A 16,697-nucleotide genomic window follows, 5' to 3' on the forward strand; every position below is an offset into this window, starting at 1 on the left:
GAGGCTTTGTTCATGGGCAGAAAAAGGGATGATGGCCCGGGTTAAGGAGGTTCATGGGGGATTGTAAAATTAGAAAATCACAAGGACACACATATAGCCGAATCTGCCATCACGGACCTTTCCCAGGGTTGATTCAACAATCCTCTCATCGGGATAGGTGAGCCTTTCACAGACGGCAACCCTCCTCCCTGGATCAGCACCGTTCTTTATAAGGAACCCGGCAGTCTCGGATGGGTTCCGTGACGGGAGAATTATGGTGGGCCTCCCGTTATCCATGATTTCAATGATATCCCCTTCTTCACGGCCATGGAATGTTACAATATCTGCATCATCCCAGGGTATAAGAAGCCTTGCAGCGCAGACCTGAACCGAACTGACGGCCGGGATAACCCTGATTTTAACGTCCAGGTGGAGCGAGGAAATTATTCGCTTCAGGGGCTTCAGCACCCCTGAAAACCCGGGGTCCCCGGTTGAGAGGACAGAAACATCCCTTGAGACAGCAAGCTTCGCTGCCAGTGTAAGCTTTTCATTCATGTCACCGGCCTCAAGGACCCTGGGATCGGATGCTTCAGGGAAGAGTTCAAGGGCCCTTCTACTCCCAAAAACTGTACTGGAGGATGACACAGCATTCCTTGCAGCAGGTGTTATATAATCAGGGGATCCAGGTCCTGTTCCGACTATGTAGAGAACCATAATAATTACCTCCCACATCACTAGCTGATCAATATTTTAGAGGGTGTTTCACACACTCAACAACCATGATGCCCGGCTTCTGATCAATATATATTTTAGGATTGACCCTCCTATTTATTATATGTGATAAAATGATCCAGATTGCAGTCACAGGAAAACCAAACGTTGGAAAATCATCATTCTTCAATGCAGCCACTCTTTCGGAGGCTGAGGTGGCTTCTTATCCATTCACAACCATAGACGCCAATCACGCAGTTGCCTATGCATCATGCAGCTGCCCATGCAGGGAACTTGGAGTTGAATGCAGCCCCCGGAATTCAAGGTGCCTTGATGGCAGAAGACTAATCCCGGTTGAACTCATCGATGTGGCCGGCCTGGTCCCGGGTGCCCATGAGGGCCGGGGACTTGGAAACAAGTTCCTTGATGATCTCCGCCAGGCAAGGGTCTTCCTCCATGTTATAGACGCATCGGGTTCAACAGATGAGGAGGGACGCCCGGTTGAACCAGGAACACATGACCCCTTGGAGGATGTAAGCTTCCTTGAACATGAGATAACAATGTGGCTTTACGGCATCCTTGAAAGGAACTGGGAGAGGCTCCTCAGGAAGGCCGCATCAGAGAAGCTTGACATGAACAGGATAATATATGAACAGCTTTCAGGCACAGGCATAGGCCTTGAGGACATTATAGAGGCCTCAAGGATGATCAGAACAGACATATATTCCTGGAAGAAGGATGAGCTCATCAGCTTCCTCGATGAACTCCTTAAAATAGCAAAGCCGATGCTGATAGTTGCAAACAAGGCGGACCTTCCATCGGCAGCAGGGAATATAGAACGTTTAAGGGAAGCCTACCCCCATGTGGTGCCTGCATCTGCAGAGGCGGAGCTCGCCCTCAGAAGGGCTGCTGAGGCAGGTTTAATCAGGTACACGCCCGGGGAGGGGGACTTTGAGATCCTGGATGAGGGCAAACTCACTGATAAACAGCTTTCAGCCCTTGAATACATACGTGAAAATGTCCTCAGGGTCTATGGGAGTACGGGAATACAGGAGACCATTAACAGAGCGGTATTCGACCTCCTTGACATGATAGTGGTTTACCCGGTTGAGGATGAACACAAGTTCACCGATCAGAAGGGCAACGTCCTCCCTGACGCCATACTCGTACCCCGCGGATCAAAGCCAAGGGACCTTGCATACATCATACACACGGAGATAGGTGACTCCTTCATGCATGCGGTTGATGCAAGGAAGGGTATGAGGGTTGCATCTGACCATGAACTTGAGGACGGGGACATCATAAGCATAATATGCAGCAGATGATATTACATAAAATTAATACAGTGAGTGGTGGATTTCAAGTGTAAATCACTGGGCAGTGATCCTTGCCGGTGACTGGATATTCATGAATTTCATGATACTTGAGGGCCATGGCTTTGATGATGGATATCTGATCTGGGACTTCTGCCGGCGACTCCCGTGATGGTCTATGGATGTAATGGATATCTGATGCAGGAGCTTCCCAGCCTGCAGGGGTTCCTTTGGATATGATGATGGATATTCATGAACTTGATGAAGGGGAGGTATTCAGGAGACTTGGAACATTGGATTCAGGACTCACAGTAGCCGAGGCCGAGGCACGGCTTGATAAATACGGACCTAACAGAATCCAGGAGATAAAGAGGAAACCATTAATTCTCCTTTTCGCAGAAAATCTCTACAATGTACTCGCAGTTCTCCTCTGGATTGCTGGTGCACTTTCATTTCTCATAGGCAGTTATCAGCTGGGAGCGGCCATAATCTCTGTGATACTCATAAATGCCATCTTCAGTTTCTGGCAGGAGTATGAGGCTGAAAAGGCAACAGAGGCCCTTAAAAGGATACTCCCTGTGATGGCGACGGTTATAAGGGACGGCTCTGAAACTGAAATCCCTGCCCATGAACTGGTCCCCGGGGACCTGATCCTCCTTAAGGAGGGGGACATCGTACCCGCCGATGCAAGGATCGTGGAGGCCCATGAACTCAAGGTGGATGCATCCACACTCACAGGGGAATCAAAGCCGGTAAGAAAGGTTTCACATAGGATAAGGAAAGTCAGGAACTATATCGAAGCAGATAATATAGTCTTTGCAGGTACACAGGTGACTTCAGGCACGGGAAGGGCAATTGTTTTTGCAACAGCCGGGAAAACAGAGTTCAGCAGGATAGCTTCCATGACGCAGGAGCTGAAGGAGGAACCCAGCCCGCTTCAGATGCAGATATCCCACGCTGCAAGGATAATAAGCATAATAGCGGTTCTCCTTGGGTTAACACTTCTCGCAGTCAACATCTACATTGTTAAACTTCCAATCTACATGGCCCTGATATTTGCCATTGGACTCATGGTTGCAAATGTACCCGAAGGACTTCTCCCCAGCGTGACACTGGCCCTTGCAGCATCTGCAAGGAAGATGGCCCGGCAGAACGCCCTTGTAAAGAGGCTATCAAGTGTTGAAACCCTTGGTTCAACAACAATAATCTGCACGGATAAAACGGGGACACTTACAAGGGGCGAGATGACCGTCAGAAAGATATGGGTTCCATATAAGACAGTTGAAGTAACAGGGTCAGGTTACACGCCTGAGGGCGAATTCCTCCACAGGGGAAAACCCGTCAGCCACAGGGATATAAGGGAGATAAAACTTCTTTTCAGAGCAGCTTCATTCTGCAATGATTCAGAACTCGTCCATGACCATGAGGGATGGAGGGTTACCGGGGACCCAACAGAGGGCGCCCTCCTTGTCGCAGCAGAGAAGATAGGGTTTGACAGGGAGGCTGAACTTAAAAGGATGCCGAGGATAACGGAACTACCCTTTGATTCCACCAGGAAGTCGATGAGCTCCATACATGAAGCAGGAGATGGAAGGGTGGCCTATGTTAAGGGAGCGCCCAGGAAGATAATACGCCTCTCAAAATGGATATCAGTTGATGGAAAGGTCAGAGCACTGGATGATGCTGAAAGGGAGAGGATAAACAGGATACATGATGAGGTGGCCTCCAGGGGATTGAGGGTACTTGCATTCGCCTACCGTGAACTTCCAGAGGACCTTGAATCCTACACCCCTGAGGAGGTGGAGAGGGACCTTGTACTTGTGGGGATGGCTGCAATGTATGATCCTCCAAGAGACGGTGTCGGGGAGGCGGTCATCCAATGTAAAATGGCCGGTATAAGGATTATCATGATCACAGGGGACTATGGGTTAACTGCAGAGGCAATAGCTAGGGAACTGGGGATAGTTGAGGGGGAGTGCACCATAATCAGGGGCAGTGACCTTGAAGAACTCAGTGACAGGGAACTTAAGGAGATCCTCGCAACCGACAGGAACCTGATATTTGCAAGGGCAGTCCCTGAACATAAGATGAGAATAGCATCTGTACTTGAGGACGAGGATGAAATCGTTGCAATGACAGGGGACGGTGTTAACGATGCCCCTGCACTCAGAAAGGCAGATATAGGCGTTGCCATGGGGAGCGGCACCGATGTTGCAAAGGAGGCAGCCGATATAGTCCTGGCTGATGACAACTTTGCAAGTATAGTTACCGCCATAAGGGAGGGGAGGACGGTTTATGAGAACATAAGGAAGTTCATAACCTACATCTTCTCACATGAAACAGCTGAGATAGTCCCCTTCATCCTGATGGTGCTCTTTGGAATACCGCTCCCCATTACCGTGATGCAGATACTTGCAATAGATCTTGGGACAGACACCCTCCCTGCCCTGGCCCTTGGAAGATCCCCTCCAGAGGAGGATGTGATGAAGAGGCCCCCGAGGCCTCCATCAGAGAGGCTCCTGAACCGTGGGGTTATCCTGAGGGGCTACCTTTTCACGGGATCAATTGAGGCGGCCCTTGTGATGGCAGCCTACTTCATGGTCCTCTGGAGCGGGGGCTGGACTCAGGGACAGCATCTCTCCTTCACAGATCCACTCTATATGAGGGCGACAACCGTGGTATTTGCAGGTATTGTCCTCTCACAGGTGGGGAATCTCCTTTCATCACAGACCATGCGTTCACCTGCAATCAGGATGGGGTTATTCAGGAACCGTTGGATAATATGGGGGATGGTGTTCGCCCTGACCGTGATGCTTTCGATAATATACATACCGCTCCTGCAGGGGATATTCGGGACCCTCCCCCTCGGACCGGCTGAATGGCTATTGCTGATACTCTTCGCCCCGGTGGTCTTCCTCACCGATGAACTGAGAAAGGTGGTTATGGGTGTATGGGCGGATCATAATTGAGGGGGGATCAGTCTCCTGGAATCCACACCCACTGCAGGTAACTATGAGTCCACACTTGAGCCGGAGGCGATGTTTAATGCTGATCATATAGGGAACCGAGGCCGCCTTTAACGGTGGATGATTCCTTTAAATTCTCCAGAGGTCCATGTATAATTGATGGAGGTGCATCATGATGATTTTGAATATCCAACCGATCTTAACTGGTTTAACCGGACCGGTGTTCTGTGAACCATGCATGGCCCCACATCTGGGTGGAACTCAAAGTTCAGGGGTTCGGGAGGCGTCTTAAGGGGGATCATCATTGAGTTTACATGGCTTTGATGATGAATGGATGATTGGCCGGACGTGGCTGCAGTGACTGCGGCCGCGGCGGTCATGATCCTCTTTTGCATCCTCAGAAGAAAAAAAGATTAAATGGGTTATGGTATGGCGCTTATATTTGAGATAATCAGAAAACATCTGCCTCAGGTCGTAAAGCTTCCCGCAACAAGGGTTTTTGTCCTGGTTCTTGCGGTTATAACCTACGGCACGGTCGGATTCCATTTTATAGAGGGACAGTCATGGACGGTTTCCTTTTACTGGACCCTTGTTACAATAGGGACTGTTGGATACGGTGACTACAGCCCATCAACTGCAGCAGGTATGTACTTCACCGTAACCCTGATAGTTCTCGGCATAGGCACCTTTGCCCTTGCAGTTGAAACATTACTCGAATTCATTATAAAGAGGCAGCAGATGCGTTTAATGGGGCTGATAGACGTGGTTAAATCTAAACATGTGGTTATATGTGGCTGGAGTGAAAGTACACTGGAGTGTCTCCGTGAACTGAGCGGAGGCGAAGTGTTTGTTATTGCAGAGGATGAGGCTGTGAGAAAGACGGTACTTAAGAATGGGGCAAACTTTGTCCATGGAGACCCAACAAGGATTTCTGATCTTGAGAAGGCCAATGTACGGGGTGCCAGGGCAGTTATAGTTGACATGGAGTCGGATTCAGAGACAATCCACTGCATACTGGGAATAAGGAAAATTGACAGGAAAGTAAGGGTCATTGCAGAGGCTGAAAGGTATGAGAACATTGAGCAGATAAGGATGGCTGGAGCTGACCAGGTAATATCTCCCTTTGTGATCTCTGGACGCCTCATGTCAAGGAGTATAGATGATGGATATGAGGCCATGTTTGTACAGGATGTGCTTGCAGAGGGATCAACAAGGCGCATGGTTGAGCTTCCTGTCAGGGAGGGCAGCAGTCTCCAGGGCCTTTCGGTACTTGATTCAGATATCCATGAAAGAACAGGGGTCATAGTCCTGGGTGTTGGACATGGAGATGAACTCATAATAGACCCTCCAAGGGATTACAGATTCAAAGCAGGGGACGTGATCCTTGCCGCGGGAAAGGAGGATGAAATAGAGAAGTTCAGAGATTATATGGGGGGATGATTTGTGGGGTTTGGGTTTCCTTTGAAATAGGGAAGTTCAGAGTATGTATGGATGGCTATTGAATTTTTGGGATTTCCACCCTTATCCTTCCAAGGGGCTCCACCCTCACGGATCCATCATAGATTGTCCTGAAACTGTAGGCCATGACCATAACACCCCTCTCATATGCCTCTCGCAGTGCGGATGCAAAATCAGGATCCATATCAACGTTGGGTGAGAATACACGTGCATCTTCACCAAAGACAAGGAAGAGGACGGCACCCATGTACCCATCATCAAGGGCATCCGCCAGTTCCATGACATGCCTCCGGCCCCTCTCTGTGGGTGCATCAGGAAAGAGTGCAAGGCCATCAACCACGAGGGTGCAGCCCTTCACCTCAAGGAGCATGGGCTTTCCGTTGGATAGGAGAAAATCAAGGCGGCTTTCACCGAAACTGAACTCCCTCCTCTCTATCCGGAAACCCTCGAGTTCCTCCACAAGTCCGGAGTTTATTATTTCAGCGGCAAGGTCGCTGTGAAAACCCGAGTTTATAAGGACCCACCCATGACACCTTCTAACTGCTATAACATCAAATTCAGTCTTCCGACCCCCACCATCGGCCTTCTTGAGCAATACTTCCCTTCCAGGGATGAGGAGTTCCTTCAACCTGCCAGGATCCCTGAGGTGTGCCAGTTTCTTCTCTCCATCAACATCCACCACCATGGTGAACCTGTTTGGCCTGTCAATGTACACCCCGCATATGATGTTATCAATCTTCACTGCAGCCACCCTTATATAATGTGAATATCTAAAGGAATATTAATCATTCCATGGATATGAACCATTGCCTGTGATGAGTGGATAGGAGCCATCATCATGTGGTACATGATTAAATCAAGGACATCCGTGTCTCTATGGGACGGTAATTCCATGGATATTAATGATGAGGTGAGAGAACTTGCATCCAAGACCCAGTCCAATAGCAGCATCACTGTACACCCTCAGAGACCTTGATGCTGATGTCATAATCCTTCACGGCCCCCACGGTTGCTGTTTCAGGACAGGCCGACTCCTTGAAACCGATGGGGTCAGGGTACTAACAACCGCCATGTCTGAACAGGATTTCATCTTCGGAGCAACAGATAAACTAACAGAGACCCTTAAGAAGGCCTATGAGATGTTCTCACCGGACCTTGTTGGGGTGGTGGGTACCTGCGCAAGCATGATAATAGGGGAGGATCTCAGGGAGGCTGTCCAGAGGGCAGATATACCCTCAAGGGTCCTCACGGTTGAGTCCCATGGAGGATTTGGTGAAGGGGATAACACCGAGGGGGCCATAATAGTCCTTGAAGCCGCTGCAGAGCAGGGTATAATCTCAGGGGAGGAGGCTGAGAGGCAGATAAGAATGCTTAAACTCGCCACCGAGATTGAGAAGACAAGGGGGATGGCCCAGGGAGAATATATAAGGCCATCCTACGGTGATGATAAGGACATGGTGGCAGCTGAACTCATTGATGCCCTAAGGGATGGTAAGAGGGTTGCCCTTGTCCTCAATGCAAAGAAGGAGACATCCTATCTCTTTGCTGATTTACTGAGGCTGCCCTTTAGGGCAGTGAACCCGGATAATCCACCGCTTATAATCGCAAACCTTGACGTAAAGACGGGTCTTCCAAGGATACGCAGACACGCAGAGAACATCCTCTCAGAGATAGAGGCGGCCGGTAACAGGGTGGACCATGTAACAGGTGGTCTTGATGAGTATCCTGTAACCGGGGGGAGGGCTGCTGAAATCCTGAGTGAGGAGGCAGTAGAATTTGCGGTCGTATCTGGTGTTCCACACGCCCTCCCTGTTGAGGAACTTGAACTCACCTCTGTAGCGGTTACGGATGGACCCCGCCTGGTGGAGCCCCTCAGGAGGCTCGGCTACACCTTCGTGGTCGCTGAACTGGACGCCCACTCAAGGACCCTTGGACAGGACTCAATTGTTGAATCTGACTTTGGAGATGCACTTAGAAGAAAAATGGAAAGGTGATATCATTGGCTGAAACTGTTGGAATGATACTGTGTGGAGGCTTCGGTAAGAGGCTGAGGCCTCTGACCGAGAAGATACCAAAGCCCCTCATCGAAATCAAGGAGGGCTACACCATACTGGATAAACAGTTATTTGACCTTAAAAATGCCGGGATAAATAGGGTTTACCTCCTTACAGGGTTCCTGGGGGAAAAAATAGAGGAAAGGTATGGTGATGAGTACAAGGGGCTTCAGATAGAATATGTGAGGGAGGAGAAACCCCTGGGCACCCTGAACGCCATAAGGATGGGGATGGAGGTCATTGATGGTGATAAGCAGTGCGTGATAAGGAACGGGGACGTTGTGGCCGACCTGAACATAAAGAAGATGATACACCTTGGCGAAATCTCCGACTACCTCCTCACAATGTTCATAACAAGGATGCAGTCACCCTACGGTATAGTGGAGGTCAGCGGTGATAAGATAGTTAACTTCCGGGAGAAGCCCGTTCTCGACTATTACATCAACGCAGGGGTCTACTTCTCAAAGGGCAGCCTTGACTTCGGGGACTTTGAATCAGGTGACATTGAAAAAACACTCTTCCCGCTGATGGCCAAGGAGAACAAGCTCGGCTACTATAAGGAGGACGGACTCTTCTGGATGGCCATCGACACATCAAAGGAGCTTGAGGAGATAAGGAAGGAATACCATAACAGGGAAGACAAGCCATGGGGCTATGAGAAGATACTTATAAACACCGAGAAGTACCTTACAAAGGAGCTCTTCATAAGGGAGGGGTACCGTACATCCTTTCATTATCATGAGGAGAAGGATGAGACAATGTACATAATATCAGGTTCAGGTTACATAGAATTTGAGGACAGGAAGGAGTACTTCAGCAAGAACGACACTGTCAGGATTGAACCGGGTGAAAGGCACTCCATCGTTGCAATGGAGAACACGGTGCTCCATGAGGTCTCAACACCCCACCCGGATGACACTGTGAGGGTCACGGATTACTATACAAGGTGAGTTCCTGGAATGATGGGGGAGTTCATAAAGTTAATCACATGAAAGAAGGGTGAATGCATTGATAGCCATCATAGACTACGGGAGCGGAAATCTAAGGAGCATAAGCAACGCATTCAGACGCATAGGTGCCGATGCACTGGTAACATCCAGCAGCAAAACCATGGATGAAGCAGATGCAATCGTCCTTCCAGGTGTAGGGGCCTTTGGAAGTGCAATGGAAAAACTTGAGGAGTCAAGGGAAACCATACTTGAAAATATAGGTGAGGGCAAACCATTCCTTGGGATCTGCCTTGGCCTCCAGGTCCTCCTTGATGAGAGTCAGGAATCACCCGGTGTCAGGGGCCTCGGCCTTGTACCAGGCAGGGTTTTAAGGATACCCCCAGGGAACAAGGTGCCCCATATGGGCTGGAACCAGCTTATAATAAAGAGGGACTCTCAACTCCTTGATGGGGTGGATGATGAGTACTTCTACTTTGTCCACTCCTACCATGCAGAACCAGAGGGGGATGTGGTTTCCGCAACAACGGATTATGGTATTGAAATGACCGCGGTCATCGAGAAGGACAACATCCACGCCACACAGTTCCACCCTGAGAAGAGTGGAGAGGCGGGACTGGATATCCTGAGAAACTTTACAGGGATAATAAAGGCTTAAAAGGGGATTGAATGGATATAGAAGGATTTGTAAGGCGCAACATTGAGTCAATGGATGAGGAATCGGTTAAAAGGGTCCTGTCAGAGAGGATAATGGAGTTGAAGGATATTGACATTGAAACCTCCATGAAAATGGCCGAAGCAGTTGTTTATGAGGTTAAAAAGACGCTTGAACTTGAAGGGGTCGATGAAACACTCAGGGAAATAGTATCCTACCCATCTGCAGGGGTTGCCATGGGAGAGATGGGTGTGGGATCCAGGGGTGAGGGAGACTTCTTTGTCCACAGGAAAATCGCCGAAATAGTGTCAAGCACAGGGACATCGGCCTTCATAAACCCCTCCGCCCAGGATGATGGTGGTGTTGTTAAAACATCCGCAGGAAGCAGTGAGGTCTACATAACAACGGCGGTGGACGGGATACACTCCAGGCTCAGCGAGTACCCCTTCCTAGGAGGGTTCCACGTCACCAGGGCGGCCCTCAGGGATGTGTGTGTCATGGGCTCCCGGCCCCTCGCCCTTCTAAGCGACCTCCACCTTGCAGATGATGGTGACGTGGGGAAACTCTTTGACTTCACGGCCGGAGTCTCAGCGGTCTCCGAACTCGTGGGGGTGCCGGTGGTTGCCGGGAGCACACTGAGGGTTGGAGGTGACATGGTCCTCGGCGACAGGCTGGTCAGTGCGGTTGGTGCCATAGGCTTCTCAGAGACACCGCCCACTGCAAGGAAGAGGGCCGAGGCAGGTGACGTCATACTCCTCACCGAGGGATCAGGCGGCGGCACCATAACAACAACGGCAATCTACCACGGCCTCTTCGATGTTGTATGGGAGACCCTTGATGTTAACTTCATAAGGGCATCTGAGGCCATAATGGATGCGGGTATCCTGGGGGATATCCATGCAATGACCGATGTAACAAACGGGGGACTCAGGGGTGATGCCCATGAGATCTCATCAACCACAGGGATGGGCCTTAAATTCGATGCCGAGGCAATACGGTCCATGATAAACCCAAGGGTCCTTGAGATGCTTGAGGACCTTGAAATAGACCCCCTGGGTGTTTCAATCGACTCGCTGATGATAATAGCCCCTGAAGATATTGCAGATAAGGCAATGGCTGCTGTAAGGGGGGCTGGTGTTGACGTGGCTGAGATAGGGGTGGTCACGGATTCAGGCATCCCCCTGCTTAACAGGGACGGTTCAGCCGAGGAGCTAAGACCCCTATTCAGGGAGGCGGCCTACACACAGATAAAGAAGATGGTGGGGGATAAAACCCCTGAGGACTTTGATGAGATGAAGAGGATGGTTGAGGAGGCAGCAAGGAGGGCCATAGAGAAGAAGGATATGGTTGTTCAGATGATAAGGGACAGATAGACTTTGCTGCAAACAGAAACTCATGGGGGATAGGTATGGATGAGCATGGCTACATATCAACCCTTGACGCTGTACTCGCCCTTACGGTGGTTTTTCTCATGGCGGCTTCCTTCATGGGCACAGCCCCCACACCCATCCAGGGGATAAACCATGGGGCCGGGGATGTCCTTGACACCGTGGCAACCTATCCAGAGGACCGCAGCATTCTCGATGAACTCGCAGAGTCAGGTGACCCTGGGGCGGCATCAGAGTTTCTAAATGAGACCCTCACTGGAATGAAGTACAATTTAACCATGGACAACGGCTCGGGTGAGGTGACTGTGGCCTCCAATGATGAAATGGGGGGTGAGGATGACCTTGATGTTGCGGTAAGAAACAGGGGGGACCTGACCTTTAGGCTCTATGTGTGGAGGAGCTAGACCGCAGGGAGTCTCTCTAAAAATTTAAATACTGGAATGGAAAAACATTTAAGATGTGAACCATAACCGTCCATGAACTCATTCTTGCCCTGATAGTGTAGCGGATATCACGTAGGACTGCGGATCCTATTACCCGGGTTCAAGTCCCGGTCAGGGCACTCTATTTATAAGAACCATTTTGCTTGTCAGATATCGCTCCGTCCTGAGTCTCAACTCTCGGTGCACTGCAAATTTTTGAGAAAAATAAAGCATAACATGATACCGGTAACCTACTTTATCCTCGACGGACATATCATTAAATACAAGATTTGATGGGGTGATTGTAATGGGGAGATACTTCAATGAGGATATTGAGACAATGGAGAGGGAGGACCTTGACGCCCTTGTGGAGGAGAGGATAAGGTACACGGTTAAATATGCCTATGAGAACTCTCCATTCTACAGGAAATGGTTCGGTAGAAGGGGGATAAAACCTTCTGATATAAGAACCCATGATGACCTCCGTGAGCTCCCGATAATAACCGGCGAAACCATCAGGGAGAACCAGCCACCCGAGACCAGGGACTTTGAATTTAAATGCTTACCATGGGAGGATATATTCACTATCCATGAGACAAGCGGCACCAGCGGGAGGCCCAAGGCCTTCTTCCTGACATGGGATGACTGGAACAGGTATGCTGAGAAGTATGCAAGGTCATTCGTGTCACAGGGCTTCGGTGAGGGTGACAGGGTCGTTGTCTGCGCATCCTATGGCATGAATGTGGGTGCCAACACCATGACGCTGGCAGCCCATAAAATCGGGATGACAATAATACCCGAAGGCAAATGCACGTTCCCTGTGAGGATAATAGAGAGCTACAGGCCCACAGGGATAGTTGCAAGCATATTCAAACTTTTAAGGCTTGCAAGGAGGATGAAGGAACGGGGACTTGACCCGCAGGAGTCAAGCATAGAGAGGCTCGTTGTGGGTGGTGAGAGCTTTGCACCGGAGTCAAGATCATACACCGAGGAGGTATGGGGTGTTGAGGTCTACAATACCTATGGAAGCACCGAGGGCACCATGTGCGGGGAGTGCAGCTTCAGGGAGGGCCTCCATGTCCCTGAGGACCTGGTGCATCTGGATGTCTATGACCCCACAATGAGGGACTTTGTTGATGATGGTGAATGCGGAAGGATAGTACTCACAACGCTCCTCCCTGTCGGTGAAAAGACCGGCACACTGCTCCTGAATTATGATACAGAGGACACCACGGTTGTACTCTCAAGGGAGAAGTGCAGATGCGGCAGGACCCACATGAGGATAATGAACCCTGAAAGGGAGGCGGAGACCTTCTGGGTGGCCGGACACCCCTTTAACAGGGTTGATGTGGAGGCGGCTGTCTTCCAGAGGGAGAACATGGATTACCTTACAGGTGAATATGAGGCGTTCCTCTACGGTGATGAGGACGAAGGAAAGGTTACAATGAGGGTGTCGCTTGAATGCGAGGACCCTGAAAATTGTGCCCGTGAAACTGTAAGGGAGAACTTTATAGGAGCCTTCTTCAAATATAAGAAGGAACTATTGGAGGCCTACAATGATGGCCTCTTTGAGATAATATTCAACTTCACAGGTCCCGGTGAACTGGAATTCTACAGGATAAAGGGAAGACCGAAACGTATTGTTGATAGAAGATGAATGCATGATCAGGGCACTGATCTGAGGGGCCAGTTCATGAACAAGGCCCCGATAATCTATTCAGGGGAAATATAATGCTTAATGCAGAGACTTACCTCACATCAGTGAAAGGAACAGGTGGAAGAATACGGGTCCATAACAGGGACTTTTATGTCGAGGAGATACCCCTACAGGAGCCAACTGGAAGCGGACCAAACACATGGATATGGATAGAGAAGGAGGGCAGGACAACCCTCGATGTGCTACTGGACATTGCAAGGGAGCTTCACCTTGACAGGAGGAGGATGGGATTTGCAGGGATGAAGGATAAGAGGGCGGTTACAAGGCAGTGGATATGTGTCAGCAACACAGAACCCGAAGATGTAAGGAGGATAGAGGACAGGATAAGAAACGTGAGGTTCATCAGGGTTACCAGGAACGAAAAGAAACTCCGGATGGGCCAGCTTCTAGGTAACAGGTTCAGGATACTGATAAGGGACCCTGAAACCGATGACCCCCTTGAGTCAACCATCAGGGTCCTTGAGGAACTCTCTGAGAAGGGAGTTCCAAACTATTATGGATGGCAGAGGTTCGGAAGCCCAAGGACAACGACGCACCTTGTTGGAAGGGCCCTTGTCAATGATGACGTGAAGGGGGCTGTCGATGCATATATAGGCAATCCCATTGAGGGGGAACCTGAAGGTGTCTTCAGGGCAAGGAAGCTCTATGATGAGGGTGATATTGAGGCCGCCCTTGAAGCGATGCCCCCATCAATGAGGTATGAGCGGATGATGCTGCAGCCAATCTTAAGGGACCTCAGGAGGGATGGTATTACAGAGGAATCATATATAAAGGCCATACAGGTCCTCCCCAAGCCCCTTAAGAGGATATTCGTACATGCATACCAGTCCTACCTCTTTAACAGGGCCGTGAGTGAAAGGCTTCCCCTCGGGATAAACCGGTACGTGCCAGGGGATATCGTTATTGATAATGAACAGCACATAATACATGATGCGGATCCCGGGGAACTCGAGGAGATGATCCTCAACTTCGAGGCCCATCCAACAGCCCCCCTCTATGGCAGCAAGGTACCCCTTGCATCCGGCAGACCCGGTGAAATTGAACGCCGGATACTTGAGGAGGAAGGTGTTTCAGCCGGGGACTTTGAATGCAGGAGGATGAGGGGCCTTGGAAGCCATGGAATGAGGAGGGCCATACGCTTCAGACTTTGGGATGCCTCTGCATCAGAGGGCCCTGATGGGATCACTGTGGAATTTTCAATACCTAAGGGGTGCTATGCAACCTCTGTACTCAGGGAGATAATGAAGGTGGACGCTGCATAGCACCATGAAGATGTATGGAGATGATTTCGTGGAGGTTAAATGCAGGATTATTTCAAGGGGAACAGGAAGGGGCCATGTGATGATATCAGATGAACCCATAAGCTTCCTTGGAGGCGTGGACCCTGAAACAGGCAGGGTATCCGACCCAAAACACCCGCTCCACGGGAGGAGCATGAAGGGACGGGTCCTTGTAATACCAGGAGGCAGGGGGTCCACGGTGGGGTCCTATGTGATATTCCAGATGGCAAAGAATGAAACCGCCCCAGCAGCCATAATATGCCTGAATGCAGAGCCAATAATTGCAACGGGCGCCATAATGGCGGGAATACCCATGGTTGACAGGCCTGAGGAGGATATAATGGAGGTCCTCCATGAATCCATGGAGGTTGAGGTTGACGCAGAAAAGGGGATAATAAGGTTTTCATGAGGGGCGCCCCATATTCAGCCGCGGGTTAAGGGTTCTCAGGAGGCTGCCAGCGGTCCCCCCAAGTATTCCGAGGCTTATATCACCTGCAAGGGCATAGATGAGTATCATGATTATGAAAGTGTTCATCTGCCATGTTCTTATATAAACAAGGAGTATATTGATCATGCCCACGGATGCTCCGATTAGAGCACCATTAAATACCCCTTTAAGGTAATGACCATCCGCTATATACCCTCCGGCAATTGATGCAACGACTATTGACATCAAACCTGAAATTTCAGGAGTAATAAATCTAAATACTGGTTCAAGGGCTCCTGTAAGTATCACGCCGGATGCAACGGCCTTCCAGCTGAATCCAATCTCCATGTTAATCATATTGAAACAGTAATATTTAATATCATATATATCTTTTCAGGATATATGGGTTAGGATGGTCCCTGCACCTTTAACATCATCTTGATGATGTGGAGTATCATGGTCCATCTACCCGGCAGATAATGGATACGGGGTTTTTAATGGATAAAAAAACTTTCCTGATCTTCCTGATGGTATGGTTTTCAGGTTTTATTATTTCATCACCTGCAGATAACCTGAAAATCAAGTTTTCAGCAGGGTTCCTGGTAATAATCCTGATTCACATTCTGGGCCTCGAGAGGTGCTCTGATGAGGTAAACCTGAAGGCATTTAACATTACAGCCGTAACCTATCCTGTCATTGAAGTTCTGCTAAGGGCTTCCATCGGGTTTATTGATCCATTAGCGGTTAATATTGCTGAACACTTCCTTGCAGGGGCTGCTGTGGCCTCGGTGATATCGGTGGCCTCATGGGGGACCCTTAAAAAATTAAACTTGAATGAAAGGTTCCTTTTTCTGTCATGCCTCGCCATCGTTATCTGCCTTTTATATGAGCTAATCGGCTACCTCCTTTACTATGAACCAACCGCGGCCCTCTACTCGGATACAATGAGGGACCTTGCCATGAACATAGCAGGATCAGCCACCCTTTCAGTGATAATCCTAGCACTGAACAAGAAACATGGCGCCAGAGAGTCCGCAGATGAGGGGACTAGCGGACCTTGATGGTTAATGGTCCTATCCATCATTATTCATATCAGTTTGATATCATGGGAGTGATGGTGGTGTGGTGTTGTTAACAGGAGGAGCTGAAGGAGAATCACCACTGTCTTCGGTATTTGAACGGACCTTCTCCATGTCCTGTGCTGAATTAAGGCTGCTTTTCTGGAAATAGGACCTGTAAATCACAAGGGCAAGTATTGCAACAACTATTATCGCCCCGAAAAGCAGTATGTACTCCGATGAGCCCTGCCCGCAATCATCATCAAGGATGGTCATCATTAAGATCACCCAAATAATTAATATGCCTCACAGAGATATTTAA

At 49.5% G+C, this 16,697-nt stretch carries 16 protein-coding genes and 1 tRNA gene; 13 read left to right on the forward strand and 4 right to left on the reverse strand.

The genetic code is table 11. The annotated features are described in order from the left end of the window. Positions 1-69: 69 nt before the first annotated feature. Positions 70-693: a cobalt-precorrin-7 (C(5))-methyltransferase gene (locus N5910_RS00355; RefSeq protein WP_261599635.1), complete on the reverse strand. Its 624-nt coding sequence runs from the start codon at positions 691-693 to the stop codon at positions 70-72. A 131-nt stretch (positions 694-824) separates the two neighbouring features. On the opposite strand from N5910_RS00355, the gene N5910_RS00360 reads away from it, so the two are divergent. From N5910_RS00360 to N5910_RS00370, 3 genes are all read left to right on the forward strand, one after another. Then, positions 825-2,015, forward strand: a complete 1,191-nt coding sequence (locus tag N5910_RS00360; protein WP_074359663.1) for a redox-regulated ATPase YchF — start codon at positions 825-827, stop codon at positions 2,013-2,015. Between the two features lie 224 nt (positions 2,016-2,239). Next, a complete protein-coding gene (locus N5910_RS00365) occupies positions 2,240-4,972 on the forward strand; it encodes a cation-translocating P-type ATPase (protein ID WP_315901949.1) in 2,733 nt (910 codons plus the stop codon). 426 nt (positions 4,973-5,398) lie between these two features. After that, the gene (locus N5910_RS00370) at positions 5,399-6,409 is read left to right on the forward strand and encodes a potassium channel family protein (protein WP_261599636.1); all 1,011 of its coding nucleotides are present in this window, start codon (positions 5,399-5,401) and stop codon (positions 6,407-6,409) included. 55 nt (positions 6,410-6,464) lie between these two features. Here N5910_RS00370 and sfsA read toward each other — a convergent pair whose 3' ends face one another. Next, positions 6,465-7,169, reverse strand: coding sequence for a DNA/RNA nuclease SfsA (gene sfsA, locus N5910_RS00375; RefSeq protein WP_074358262.1), 705 nt, complete (start codon positions 7,167-7,169; stop codon positions 6,465-6,467). A gap of 178 nt (positions 7,170-7,347) precedes the next feature. Between sfsA and cfbD the strand changes: the two genes are divergently transcribed. From cfbD to N5910_RS00420, 9 genes are all read left to right on the forward strand, one after another. After that, positions 7,348-8,421: a Ni-sirohydrochlorin a,c-diamide reductive cyclase catalytic subunit gene (gene cfbD / locus N5910_RS00380; protein ID WP_074358263.1), complete on the forward strand. Its 1,074-nt coding sequence runs from the start codon at positions 7,348-7,350 to the stop codon at positions 8,419-8,421. 5 nt (positions 8,422-8,426) lie between these two features. Next, entirely contained in the window at positions 8,427-9,431 is a 1,005-nt protein-coding gene (locus N5910_RS00385; RefSeq protein WP_074358264.1) for a sugar phosphate nucleotidyltransferase, read from the forward strand. Between the two features lie 58 nt (positions 9,432-9,489). Next, entirely contained in the window at positions 9,490-10,086 is a 597-nt protein-coding gene (hisH, locus tag N5910_RS00390; RefSeq protein ID WP_074358265.1) for an imidazole glycerol phosphate synthase subunit HisH, read from the forward strand. A gap of 11 nt (positions 10,087-10,097) precedes the next feature. Continuing rightward, positions 10,098-11,456, forward strand: a complete 1,359-nt coding sequence (locus N5910_RS00395) for an AIR synthase-related protein (RefSeq protein WP_074358266.1) — start codon at positions 10,098-10,100, stop codon at positions 11,454-11,456. A 35-nt stretch (positions 11,457-11,491) separates the two neighbouring features. Next, positions 11,492-11,875: a hypothetical protein gene (locus N5910_RS00400; protein ID WP_074358267.1), complete on the forward strand. Its 384-nt coding sequence runs from the start codon at positions 11,492-11,494 to the stop codon at positions 11,873-11,875. A gap of 86 nt (positions 11,876-11,961) precedes the next feature. Continuing rightward, positions 11,962-12,033: transfer RNA gene (locus N5910_RS00405), tRNA-Arg, on the forward strand. A gap of 167 nt (positions 12,034-12,200) precedes the next feature. Further along, positions 12,201-13,550, forward strand: coding sequence for a coenzyme F390 synthetase (ftsA, locus tag N5910_RS00410; protein ID WP_074358268.1), 1,350 nt, complete (start codon positions 12,201-12,203; stop codon positions 13,548-13,550). Between the two features lie 74 nt (positions 13,551-13,624). After that, positions 13,625-14,872 (forward strand): tRNA pseudouridine(13) synthase TruD, encoded by a 1,248-nt coding sequence (gene truD / locus N5910_RS00415; RefSeq protein ID WP_074358269.1) that lies wholly within the window; start codon positions 13,625-13,627, stop codon positions 14,870-14,872. A 10-nt stretch (positions 14,873-14,882) separates the two neighbouring features. Then, positions 14,883-15,299, forward strand: a complete 417-nt coding sequence (locus N5910_RS00420) for a DUF126 domain-containing protein (RefSeq protein ID WP_074359666.1) — start codon at positions 14,883-14,885, stop codon at positions 15,297-15,299. Here the strand turns inward: N5910_RS00420 and N5910_RS00425 are convergent. Further along, complete coding sequence (locus N5910_RS00425; RefSeq protein WP_261599637.1) at positions 15,294-15,674, reverse strand: DUF5518 domain-containing protein; 381 nt, start codon at positions 15,672-15,674, stop codon at positions 15,294-15,296. The two genes, N5910_RS00420 and N5910_RS00425, sit on opposite strands and share 6 nt — an antisense overlap. 140 nt (positions 15,675-15,814) lie before the next feature. Between N5910_RS00425 and N5910_RS00430 the strand changes: the two genes are divergently transcribed. Beyond that, complete coding sequence (locus N5910_RS00430; RefSeq protein WP_074358270.1) at positions 15,815-16,378, forward strand: hypothetical protein; 564 nt, start codon at positions 15,815-15,817, stop codon at positions 16,376-16,378. 42 nt (positions 16,379-16,420) lie between these two features. On the opposite strand, the gene N5910_RS00435 is transcribed toward N5910_RS00430, so the two are convergent. After that, complete coding sequence (locus N5910_RS00435) at positions 16,421-16,654, reverse strand: class III signal peptide-containing protein (RefSeq protein WP_315901938.1); 234 nt, start codon at positions 16,652-16,654, stop codon at positions 16,421-16,423. Positions 16,655-16,697: the final 43 nt, after the last annotated feature.

Source organism: Methanothermobacter wolfeii, from assembly GCF_025397995.1.
Lineage (GTDB): Archaea > Methanobacteriota > Methanobacteria > Methanobacteriales > Methanothermobacteraceae > Methanothermobacter > Methanothermobacter wolfei.